At 40.7% G+C, this 11,226-nt stretch carries 12 protein-coding genes; 11 read left to right on the forward strand and 1 reads right to left on the reverse strand.

The genetic code is table 11. The features are described 5' to 3' along the window. Positions 1 to 99 precede the first annotated feature (99 nt). Positions 100 to 1,098 carry an aminotransferase class IV gene (locus GXZ17_RS02425; RefSeq protein ID WP_409375700.1) on the reverse strand — a complete coding sequence of 333 codons (999 nt, stop codon included), beginning with the start codon at positions 1,096 to 1,098 and terminating at the stop codon, positions 100 to 102. Positions 1,099 to 1,699: 601 nt separating this feature from the next. Here GXZ17_RS02425 and GXZ17_RS02430 point away from each other — a divergent pair. The 11 genes from GXZ17_RS02430 to GXZ17_RS02480 form a co-directional block, all read left to right on the forward strand. Then, positions 1,700 to 2,845 carry a type III PLP-dependent enzyme gene (locus GXZ17_RS02430; protein WP_409375701.1) on the forward strand — a complete coding sequence of 382 codons (1,146 nt, stop codon included), beginning with the start codon at positions 1,700 to 1,702 and terminating at the stop codon, positions 2,843 to 2,845. A 42-nt stretch (positions 2,846 to 2,887) separates the two neighbouring features. Beyond that, positions 2,888 to 3,613, forward strand: coding sequence for an ABC transporter ATP-binding protein (locus tag GXZ17_RS02435; protein ID WP_409375702.1), 726 nt, complete (start codon positions 2,888 to 2,890; stop codon positions 3,611 to 3,613). Further along, positions 3,610 to 4,857, forward strand: a complete 1,248-nt coding sequence (locus GXZ17_RS02440) for a SufB/SufD family protein (RefSeq protein ID WP_409375703.1) — start codon at positions 3,610 to 3,612, stop codon at positions 4,855 to 4,857. The genes GXZ17_RS02435 and GXZ17_RS02440 overlap by 4 nt, the downstream gene beginning before the upstream one ends. A gap of 22 nt (positions 4,858 to 4,879) precedes the next feature. Continuing rightward, the gene (locus GXZ17_RS02445) at positions 4,880 to 5,113 is read left to right on the forward strand and encodes an Lrp/AsnC ligand binding domain-containing protein (protein WP_409375704.1); all 234 of its coding nucleotides are present in this window, start codon (positions 4,880 to 4,882) and stop codon (positions 5,111 to 5,113) included. 5 nt (positions 5,114 to 5,118) lie between these two features. Beyond that, on the forward strand, positions 5,119 to 5,655 hold the full coding sequence (locus tag GXZ17_RS02450; protein ID WP_409375705.1) for a LexA family protein: 537 nt from the start codon (positions 5,119 to 5,121) through the stop codon (positions 5,653 to 5,655). After that, positions 5,652 to 6,794, forward strand: a complete 1,143-nt coding sequence (locus tag GXZ17_RS02455; RefSeq protein ID WP_409375706.1) for an iron-containing alcohol dehydrogenase family protein — start codon at positions 5,652 to 5,654, stop codon at positions 6,792 to 6,794. Before GXZ17_RS02450 ends, GXZ17_RS02455 begins: the two co-directional genes overlap by 4 nt. Before the next feature lie 40 nt (positions 6,795 to 6,834). Further along, complete coding sequence (locus tag GXZ17_RS02460; RefSeq protein ID WP_409375707.1) at positions 6,835 to 7,176, forward strand: cupin domain-containing protein; 342 nt, start codon at positions 6,835 to 6,837, stop codon at positions 7,174 to 7,176. Positions 7,177 to 7,573: 397 nt separating this feature from the next. Next, positions 7,574 to 8,464: a radical SAM protein gene (locus tag GXZ17_RS02465; protein WP_409375708.1), complete on the forward strand. Its 891-nt coding sequence runs from the start codon at positions 7,574 to 7,576 to the stop codon at positions 8,462 to 8,464. Between the two features lie 14 nt (positions 8,465 to 8,478). Then, on the forward strand, positions 8,479 to 9,006 hold the full coding sequence (locus tag GXZ17_RS02470) for a ferredoxin domain-containing protein (RefSeq protein ID WP_409375709.1): 528 nt from the start codon (positions 8,479 to 8,481) through the stop codon (positions 9,004 to 9,006). 10 nt (positions 9,007 to 9,016) lie between these two features. After that, positions 9,017 to 9,883: a hypothetical protein gene (locus GXZ17_RS02475; RefSeq protein ID WP_409375710.1), complete on the forward strand. Its 867-nt coding sequence runs from the start codon at positions 9,017 to 9,019 to the stop codon at positions 9,881 to 9,883. 395 nt (positions 9,884 to 10,278) lie between these two features. Next, on the forward strand, positions 10,279 to 11,226 hold a 948-nt coding region (locus GXZ17_RS02480; protein ID WP_409375711.1), incomplete at its 3' end, for a hypothetical protein.

Consider the following 11,226-nt stretch of genomic DNA (forward strand, 5'->3'; position numbering starts at 1 on the left):
ATTTTTTTTAATATATCTTAGTTATTAATTCTGTCGAAAAGTAGCATTCTAAGGGTTCGAAAGCCATAGCTAATACCGGGATTTTGTGATAATTATCGTCTAACCATTAGCTACTTCATCGTAAGGAACGTGGGTCAAAAGCTCCCTATTTTCTGTATAATCTCTTTGAAATAGCTTCAAGAGACGACGAAATACTGGCCCCGGTTTTCCAGTACCGATGACTTTCTCATCATATTTTACTATTGGCACTACAGCAATTCCCACAGTAAAAGCGAACATCTCCAGGCTATTGTAGGCTTCTTCCCTGGAGATATCGCTGCTGGAAATTGATTTTAATTCTCCAGCCTCAACCAGCTCTTCAGCGAGTGCCACTGCCCGGAGTAAAGTAGTACCTTTCAGGGTATTATCCAGTCTGGGGTATTTAAATATTTTTTGATGGTCCACTATGGCTATACTTTGAGTCGGTCCTTCTGCTAAGTAGCCTTGCTGGTCGAGCATAATCGCAAAATCTGCTCCCTTTTCATGAGCTTCTAAGTGAGCTAAGGCATTGGGGAGATAATTGCAAGACTTCACTTGAGCAAAAAAGGAGGCTTTGGTAGGTATGCAACTCGTTATTGCCGATGCTCCGTCGGTATAATAATAAGGTGGAGGAACGCTTTCTTTTAATACCACAATATAGAGCTGGCTTCTACAATCTACCGGGCTACAACTAAATGCATTTCCCAGACCCCGGGAAACATAGATGCGTATTCTGCAATCTTTCACTTCTGCAATAGCTACCGTTTTTAAAGTGATTTCTTTAATAGTTTCCAGATCGAAAGGCAAGTTTAGAGAAATTAACCGGGCAGAATTTTCTAATCGGGATAAGTGAGCGTCAAAATTATAAATATGTCCCTTAACACACTTGAAAGCTTCAAATATTCCATCTCCCCGGTGGACCATGTGGTCATCTAAGGGAATAAGCATTAAAGCCGGGTCTTTAACAATTCCTCCCCAAAGACTTGAATACATGGCAAAATAATCGGGAGCTTCTGGTTCAAAACGCCATTCTGGCCGGGGTGAGAAAATGTCCTCTCGAGATAAAACTCTCAAATCCATGCCCTTCTTCTCCTTCCTAAAATATTGATAAACGATATAAGGCTTCAATATCTTGCAATAATACTTTAACAGTATATCTCCAGAGTGCAAAGAGTGGAAATACAAAACATGACTGTCAGGAATTATAAGTTTAGAGCCTGTCAAGTTTTCAGTTAAAAATATTTTGGCAGCTCTTATAAAACTCTATATCCCTAACACAGCAGTTTCTATATTTTCTTCTGCCTCGATATTTCTTGAGCATTTCTGGAATCAAAGCATATCCCTTAACTCTCCTGAATTTTCTTTCACAATTCGGGAGAACTGATACCAGCAACTTCTGCATCATGCTACTTCCTTTATTATATTTTTACATCGTTCTCTGTACCCTCGCTATAGAAAATATATTCTCTAAGGGAATTGACCTCTTGCTCTCATCTGCATAATTTTGTGTTTAGGAGAGCTACAAAGGCTTTTCCCCCGTAGCTATAACGCTATCATAAAATAGCCACAAAAATAAAGTTTGATTCTTGCAAAAACTGCTTTGAGCTATTATACTGCACACGGACGCTGAAAAGTAAAAAAGTAAGCGTGACATATAAATCATGGTGGGTGACGCCTGTTAATGGACAGAACTAATCAAGTTTGGGAGAGAGCTATACCAGTTAGCGAAGAAGAAATTATTTCTCTGGTGAAGCAGTTTGATACTCCTCTTTTTGTAGTCAGCGAGGAAAAATTGTTGCAGAATTACCGTGCTTTTCAAGAATTTTTTCCGGGCATAGAAATTTTCTATGCTGTAAAAGCTAATCCTCATCCTTTCATAATCAGAACCTTGAAAGAGATAGGGTCTTCTTTTGATGTGGCTTCCTTCCAGGAAATAGAGCTGGTTTCAAGCCAAGGAGTTCCCCCGGAGAGAATGATTTTTGCTAATACCATCAAAAGGAAAAAGGGTCTGCGCTATGCTCGGCAAATAGGGGTAAACCTTATGACATACGATAATGAGGAAGAACTGAAAAAAATTGCCATGGTTTATCCTGAATCCCAGTTATTGGTCAGGATAAAAACTCCTTCTAACGGGTCTCGAGCCAATCTTTCCTACAAATTTGGTGCCGAGCCGGATATGGCTCCAGAGCTACTCCTTCAAGCAAAAAATATGGGACTTAAGCCAGCAGGTATAAGTTTCCATGTGGGTTCTCCCTGCTCAAATGTTAATAATTATCTTTATTCTCTGCAAAAAGTCAGGGAAATTGTAGAAAAAGTTTCGGGAGAAATCTCTATTTCTGTCATAGATATAGGGGGAGGTTTTCCTCTTAGCCTCTATGAGGAAGAAGGAGAAGGAAGCCTGGAAGCATTTAGCAAGGCCATTAATCCCCATCTTCAAGAGTTTTTGAAAGATGGTTATCGAGTTATAGCTGAACCGGGGAGAGTAATAGTGGGTAGTGCAGCTTTTCTGATAACCAAGGTAATTGGAAAAGCGGTACGCTCCGGGATTACGTGGTACTATCTGGATGATGGAATATACGGAACTTTTTCTGCCATTCCTTTTGATAAAGCCACTTTTCGTTTCTTACCTTTGCGAGAATCAAAGGAAGAGTTGCCAGCTGTTCTGGCCGGTCCTACTTGTGATTCTTTAGATGTGGTGGCAGAGAATGTTTTACTACCTCCCTTAGAGCTGGAAGATCTGATTGTAGTTCCTGATATTGGAGCTTATTCCTGGGCTTCAGCTACCAATTTTAATGGCTTTGAAAGAGCACAGGTGGTGATGATTTAGCCTGGAGTAATAAAGTGTTATAATTATAGCGAAGGTGATGATATGTTAGAAATTAAGGAGTTAGGAGTTAGAGTAGGAGGAGAAGAAGTCCTCCAGGATGTAAATCTGGAGATTGGACCGGGCGAGGTCCACATTTTGCTCGGTCCTAACGGAGCGGGTAAAACTACTCTTTTAATGGCTATTATGGGGATGCCTGGATATGAGGTAACGAGAGGAGATATACTTTTTCAAGGGGAAAGCATTCTCCCTTTAACCGTGGAAGAGAGGGCTAAGATGGGGATAGGTATGGCTTTTCAAAAAATGCCTGTCATTCCCGGGGTTAAGCTTAGGACCTTAGGGGAGATAATAGTTAATGGGGGTTCTTCTCTTATAGAAGAAGTAGCGGAAAAACTTAACTGTACCTATCTTCTGGAGCGCAGCATTGGTTTGGGTTTTTCGGGAGGGGAAGCTAAAAGGGCGGAGCTCTTTCAGCTTTTTTTGCAGCGTCCTCTTCTTTCTCTCATAGATGAGCCAGAATCAGGGGTAGACCTCGATAACATTGCTTTGATTGGAAAAGCTTTAAGTGAGCTTTTGGAGAGAGAGCAAGTAAAGACGAAAAAGAGGTCGGGCCTGATAATTACCCACACTGGATATATTTTAGAATATTTGAATGCTGATGTGGGACACGTCCTTATGGAGGGACGAATTGTATGCCGTGGTAATCCTCGAGACCTTTTTGTTGATATTAGAGAGAAAGGTTATCAGGAATGCTTGAGGTGTGAACGATGAAAGTAAAAGAAGATTACTTGAGGGAAATAAAAGAAAGGGCAGAGAAAGCTTTAAATAAAAAAGCACCTTTAGGTCCCGATGTAGACCTTAATGAGTTTTATCTCTGTTCTTCTCAGGAAGAAGTAGATAGCGTGGAAAGCATTTCTGCTTCTCTTCGGGAAGCAGCCCTTTATGCGGGAGTGGAGTTAGAAGAAAACAAAAGCTCAGCAACTTATCTTCAGGTAGACCGCTCGGCAGTTTATCAGAAAATACAGGATGCCTTTCAGGGTAAATTGGAAATTATGGCAGTGAGTGAGGCTCTGGAGAAGTATCCCGAACTTCTGGAGTACTGGTGGGGATTAGTGCCTGTAGATGCTGATAAATACACTGCTTTTTCTGAAATCTGTCCTATGGAGGGTTATTTTATTCGGGTTTTTGCTCATCAAAAAATAGAAGTTCCTCTCCAGGCCTGTCTTCTCCTCTCTGAGGAGTCTCGAATACAGAGTGTTCATAATCTGGTAATATTAGAAGAAGGGGCAGAAGCTAATTTGATTACTGGTTGTGCTTCAGTGCGAGGTAACGAAAGCGGCGTGCATATTGGAGTTAGTGAATTTTACTTGGGAGATAATTCTCGTCTCACTTTTACCATGGTTCATAACTGGGGAGAGAATTTTCATGTTCGCCCTCGTACGGTAGTAAAGATGGGTAATAATTCTTTCTACAGTAATACCTACGTTTTACTTAAACCTCTCTCTTCTTTGCAAACTTTTCCTCAGGCTATCATGGAGGGAGAAAACGCCGATGCCAATTTTCAGAGTATTGTTTTTGCTAAAGGAGATTCCTACATCGATGTTGGTTCTTCTTTGCTTTTGAAGGGAGGCGGGTGTCGAGGCAATTCGATTTCTCGAGTATGTGCTGCAGATAGTTCTAAAGTTTATACTCGAGGAAAGCTGATTTCTTATCATGATGAAGCGCAAGCCCATCTGGAATGCAAAGGAATACTATTTTCTCAGAGAGCAGAAATTATTTCTATACCGGAGCTGGAAGTGCATGGAGCTCCCCGTAGTCGACTGTCTCATGAGGCAGCAGTGGGTCCCATTGAAGAAGAAGCAGTAAATTATCTACGCTCTCGAGGGCTTTCTCGGGAAGAATCTCTATCCCTCATTACCCGGGGATTTTTAAATATCGATATTCCTGGGATTCCTGTTGTGTTAAAGCAATACATTGATGAAGTGATTCGTCTCACCTCTCGAGATATTATGTAGTGTAGCATAGGGGGTTTTGGTTTTGTCAGTTCAAGCTTATATTCTGGTTCAGGTACAAACTGGTAAAGCACAAGCCATCAAAAAGGAGTTAACTCAATTGTCTCAGTTTTTGCGGGTAGATAGAGTTATGGGGCCTTTTGACCTCATTGCTTTAGTAGAGGTAGAAAATAACCGGGAAATTGGTGAATTGATTCTCAAGGAAATTCAATCCTTGAGCGGAGTGAAAAGAACTCTTACCTGCCCGATAATACCCTGATAGCCATGAGAAAAAAAGAGAAAATTTCTCCCCGTCAGGAAGAAATCCTGCTTTTTATTCAGGATTATTATAGAAAGAACGGTTATCCTCCTACGGTGAGAGAAATTGGAGAAGGAGTAGGTTTATTATCTTCTTGCACCGTTCACTATCATCTCGAGAAACTGGAAGAGAAAGGAATGATAAGAAGAAATCGTTTTAAGGCCCGAACTATAGAACTGTGTTTCCCTGATAGGGAAGATGGTTTAGTGGATGTTCCCTTTTTAAACAGTCTTTCTCGAGGTCCTGTTTCTTTACCCCGCAATTTTTTAGGAGAAGGAGATTTTTTCTTCTGGCAAGTAGAAAAAAATAACTGGCAAGATTGGCATATTCTGAAAGGAGACTGGCTTTTAATTAGAAAAGAGGAGGAAATAAGGGAAGAAGGTTTAGCCTTAATCATCAAGAGCGATGGAGGAAAGATTAAAAGAATTGATGGCAATCTATCTCTATCAGCAGACGATGGAGAAATTATAGGAAGAATAATGGGAGTATGGAGGAAACTATGAAAGAAAACTTTGTTTTTCGTCTTCCTCCCGAAATTTATTTTGGCGGGGGAGAAGGCAAAAAAGCTGGAGAATTAGTAAAAAGATGGGGAGAAAAAGCACTTCTTGTGACCGGGAAAAAATCGATGCAAGAAACCGGGATATTGGAAGAAATTCTTCAGTCTCTTGAGGGAGCCGGGGTACAATGTTCTATCTTTGACCAGGTAGAACCTGAGCCTTCTTTAGAAACAGTAGATAGAGGTTTAGATTTAGCTTATCGAGAACGATGTGATTTTGTGATTTCCCTGGGAGGGGGAAGTGCTCAAGATTGTGGTAAAGCTATTGCTGGATTATGTGGTAATTCCCATACTGTGTTGCCTTATTTTGAGGGGAAAGTTCTTTCCTCACCAGGAATTCCCTGGATAGCTGTTCCTACCACTGCCGGGACAGGTTCAGAGATGACCACCAATGCAGTTCTTACTGATTACCGCACGAAGCTTAAAAAAAGCTTCCGCAGTCCTTATCTTTTAGCTAAATTAGTGATTATCGACCCGCTGTATACTCGGTTTATGAGTCCTTATCTCACTGCGACAAGCGGTATAGATGCATTGGTTCAAGCTCTGGAGGCTTATGTGAGTCAAGAAGTAAATCCGGTAAGCGAGGTTTTGGCTGAAGAAGCGATAGAGTTACTATGGAAGTATCTTCCTCAGGCAGTGAAAGAAGGACAGAATCTAAATTATCGCAAACAGGTAGCCAAAGGGAGCATGATAAGTGCTATGGCTTTTGCCAACTCTGCTTCTGGTCCAGCTCATGGTTTGTCTCATATTGTTGGTCCAGAGTTTTCTGTGGTTCATGGGGAAGCCTGCGGAATTTTTTTCCCCCGGGTGGTAGAATTTAATCGAGAAGTGCTAAAAGACAGATATGAGAAAATAGCTCGTATTGTGGAGATAGAAGGAGAGGAAGACCTGATCGATAAATTTATAGAAGCCTTTTTAAATCTAATGAAGGAGATTGGTTTACGAACTAGCTTGGGGGAGCTGGGAATAAAAGAAGACATGCTTCAAGGGATAGTAAAGGAGGAAAGGATAGGGAGAAACCTTCGAGAAAATCCCCGTCCTATGGGGGAAGAAGAAATCTATACTCTTTTAAAAGCCTCTCTTTAAGAAATAGAGAGCAATTTATCATCCGAGGAGGGCTTGACTTATGGAATTAGTTAGAGAAGAGGATAAAGCTTATCGCTTTGGAGATTGGGGAATAAAATATCTTTTCCGAGGTCCCCGCATAGACTGGGGAGTGTTTTATCTTAAGCCAGGGACTAATTTAGGGGCTCACTACCATAACCAGGTAGAGGAAACTTTTTTCATTTTGGAAGGTAAAGGATTATTAAGGACTGAAGGACAGGAGATTGCTTTAGAGAAAGGATGTGCCTTATATCTTGCTCCAGGAGAAAAACACGACCTTTATGCATCAGAAGACTCCTTTTTACGGGGTATTTTTATAAAAAGTCCTTATTTACCTGAAGATAAAGTGGATTGTTCCATATAACGATAGGGGACACTCCCCTATCGTTATATGGCAGGAAAATAGGGGTGGTAGTTTATAGAGATTGAGGCTTTAGAGGAATGCAAGTGTACCTTGGAAATTGAATATCGGTCAAGATTGCGGCAAAACTGTAAAGAGGACGCTTCCCCTGTTAGTTACTTTCTCTGGTCATTGTGAGCCTCGTTTTTTTTGCCTGACAGATCTGAATATAATTTAAAAAAGAGGCTTGTATTGTGTGAAAAGTCTGGGATTGCGAGAGAGTCTGATGGTGCGGGATTAAAAACACTAAAAGATTGAGAAAATAAAAAAACAAGCAATAATTGATAAAAAACGCAAGAAACATAAATATTGTCAGAAAGGAAAACCTTTCCCGGTAACCCCCTGAAGGGGTGCAATTATAATGACTTTTGTGGTTAACTATCATAAAGAAAATATAATTAATCATCTCTGGGATAGATTGGCGGATTGTGACTTATGTCCCCGAAATTGCGGAGTGAATCGTTTGAGGGGAGAGCGAGGTTTCTGTGGGGGAGGAACTCTGGCGAAGGTAGCCAGCTTTCATCCCCACCGAGGAGAGGAGTTTCTTTTGAGTGGTAGCCAGGGTTCAGGTACTATTTTCTTTTCTGGTTGTAATATGAGATGTGTTTATTGCCAGAATTATTCTATAAGCCAGAGAAGAGAAGGAGAGGAGCTTACCGAAAAAGAGTTAACGCGAATTATGCTTTACCTGCAGAATCGAGGTTGCCATAATATAAACCTGGTTACCCCCAGTCACTTTATTCCCCAGATTTTTCGTTCTCTCCTTAAGGCTCGAGAGAATGGTTTTACCATCCCAGTGGTTTATAATACTGGAGGGTATGATAAAAAAGAAGTTCTGGAGAAAATTGAGGGATTAGTAGATATATATTTACCAGATATGAAATACGCCCGGGAAGAAAGTGCTTATAAATATTCTGAAGCTCAAGATTACCCCCGGATTAATAGAGAAGCAGTAAGAGAGATGTTCCGTCAGGTGGGAGAAGTAGAGTGGGGGGAGGAAGGGGTAGCGAAGCGAGGGTTGATAGTGAGGATTTTAATCATCCCCTCCTTAGAAGATGAGGCCAGGGAAAACTTGCGATTCCTGGCTGAGAATGTTTCTCAGAATGTTTTTATCTCTCTTATGAGGCAATACCGTCCTTGTTATAAGGCTGATTTATTTCCGGAATTGAGTCGGAGTGTAGATGAGAGGACTTACCGGGAGATAGTAGCTTATGCACGAGAACTGGGGCTAAGAAACTTGATTTTACAATAAAGGAGGTATGAAAATTGGAAGAAGTTTTGAAACAGGTAGCTAATTTTATGGCTGTTTCTGCCCGCACCGCGCCTAAATCGGGAGGTAAGGATTTTATAAACATTCAAATAGTGAAAGGAGAGGAAGTAAAAAGATTGGGCGAAGCAATGGTTGACTGTGGTGAGAAACAGGGAATAAAAGGATTTATAAGGGATGGGAAGAACGTTTTGGATTCTCCAGTGGTTTTGTTAATAGGGATAAAGGATGCGGCAGTGATGAACCTTAATTGTAGTGGATGTGGTTATAGCAGCTGTTCTGAACTTCAGGCAGCGGAAAAAAGAGAGGCTGATTTTAAGGGTCCTCAATGTGCTTTTCGCCTTTTAGATTTAGGAATCGCTCTGGGCTCAGCAGTCAAAACTGCCTCTCTTTTTAATGTGGATAATCGTATTATGTATCGAATTGGAGCAGTGGCAAGGAAAATAGGGATTTCCCAGGATGATGTAGTAATAGGCATTCCCCTTTCGGCAGAGGGGAAGAGTATTTATTTTGATCGGAAAGAATAGAGGTGTAACTATGGAGGGAGCTTTGAGGATTCAGGACATCATAGGTTTGATTTTAGCCATTTTGATTGTGGCTATTTTGATAAGCATCATTCTTATTCTCCGAGAAAATGCCCGGGAGAGGAGAATGTGGCGGGAAGAGGATTATGAAGATTGGAGAGAGCAGAAATCTAAACGAGATTTTTCTTTTTCTTCTCGAGAACAGGAGGGAGTTTCTCCTATTCTCGAGGACAGAATCCCCGAAGAGTTAGAAAAGAGGAGGGGATGGGATGCCCTTCCTCGACAAAGAGAAGTTGAAGAGACAAGGAAAGAAGAGAAAAAGGAAAGCGTTATTCCTCCACCTCCAGAAGAGGTTTTTACTCCTCAGGAAGAGCCAATTATAGCCAGAGAATCAGGAAGAAGAGGAGAACCGAAGCAAGTGGTTCTGGAGCGAGCGTTAAGAAAAATAGAAGAGCTGGGTGTAGATATTAATTCTCTAAAACCACAGATCACAGAAGATACAATCCATTTTTCTCCCCTGTTGTGGGAGGTGCGAGAAGAAGTGAGAGCGGGAAGAGAATTGGGTGATATGGTTATTCATACTGTTTTTAAGAATATTCCCGGTTATTCTCGAGACGAAGTGGTAGAACTATATCGTTCTGGCGATGTATCGGTGGTAGAAAAATTAGAAGCTCGAGTTAAGACCAGCGTGGGACGAGATTACTTAGTGGCTACCTTAGATTTAGAACATTTCCGTATCCCCGATCTGGAGCGGTTGTGGAGGAAAAGAAGCTTAGAGGATGAGGAATACGAACTTCTGCTCTCTTTGAGGTTTGTAGACCGCAATACTAAAAAAGATTTTGCCCGGGTGGTTTACGCTCGAATTACTGCTGAAGATTAATACTGTATAGAAGTTATATTTGCCATTCTAAATTCTGGTGATTTCTATCTTTTTCCTGAATATTTCAGGACTAAAGATAAAAATCTTTTATATCGTAAAGAACCATAAATTATGGTTTTTTCCAGCCTTCCTGACATACTTCGTAAATCTTTAGTTGGTAGCAATGAGGATAGAGATAGAGAAGATTGGGGTAAAAAAGGATTCGAGGTGCAAAATTGGGGTTTGAGGGGCATCTTGCAAACATAGTTGAACCCCGGGACCTTAAAAACCCCGGTGGGGAGAGTGGGTAATTTTTTTTACCATGAGCCGATTTAACGAGATAGGTATCTATTAAATTGGTAAATATTAAGATTTAGAGTAAAAGAATGCTATAATTTTTCTAGGAGGTGATAACAGTGAAGAACTGGCTAAATTTTATAATTGCTCTGGTAGCTTTGATTATTTCTGTAGTTTTAATGTTTCAGGTTTTAGGATGGAAAACATCTTTGGTTGATTTAGAAAAAAGGATGGGAGGGGTGGAAGAAAAAGCAAAGAAAGTAGAGGATTCTCTATCTCAAATTCAAGATAAAATTCAATCTCTTCCTGTTGATTTACTGGATTGGGGAGAAAGATTAGGAAAGATTGAAGCCTCTATTGCGAAAACTGATGAAAGTATAGCTAATTTTATCTCTGTAATGGAGGAGTTGAAAGGAGAGTTTGCCCCGCGGGATGAGGTTATTCAGAGAATAGAAGGCGAATTGGAGAATTGGAAAAAAGAGCTGGGAAAGATAAACCAACTGGTGTTAGAAGCTCAGAATCAATTCCTCAGTCAAGCAGAGTGGGAAAGTGCAGCCAGTCAATGGGAGGAAAGATTTAAAAAAGCAGAAGAAGAAATAAGTAATCTGGAAAGTTATCTGGAAGTTATTCAAGAACAGCAATTTCAAGATTTAGAAAAATTGAAGGCAACTGTGGAATCCGAAGTAAACGCTATAGAGGAAAGAACTAATCTTCTGGAGCAGAGCCTGGAGGAGACCTGGGTCTCTCTCAAAAAGGAAATTGATAAGCTGAACATCGATCAGCGTTTCACTATGCTTTTAGACCGGATTAATGAGCAAAGTGCAGAAATTGATAGCTCCATCCGGGAGCTGGAGAAAAGAATTGATGCCCTGGAGAATTTGTTTCAGGATCTTCAGGGAGCAATGGAAAAATTAGAATCAGTGCAAACTCAGCAATCTCAACAGATAGAAGATGTACGTTCTCTTTTAGAAAGAGAAACCACATCTCTGGAAGAGAAAATAATTTTTCTGGAAAATCAGGGAAAAGAGGCGGAGGATATTCTTCGCCTCTTAGTTCAGGAGAAAGAA

It is taken from the genome of Candidatus Sordicultor fermentans (assembly GCF_012728195.1).
Classification (GTDB): domain Bacteria; phylum Atribacterota; class Atribacteria; order Atribacterales; family Caldatribacteriaceae; genus Sordicultor; species Sordicultor fermentans.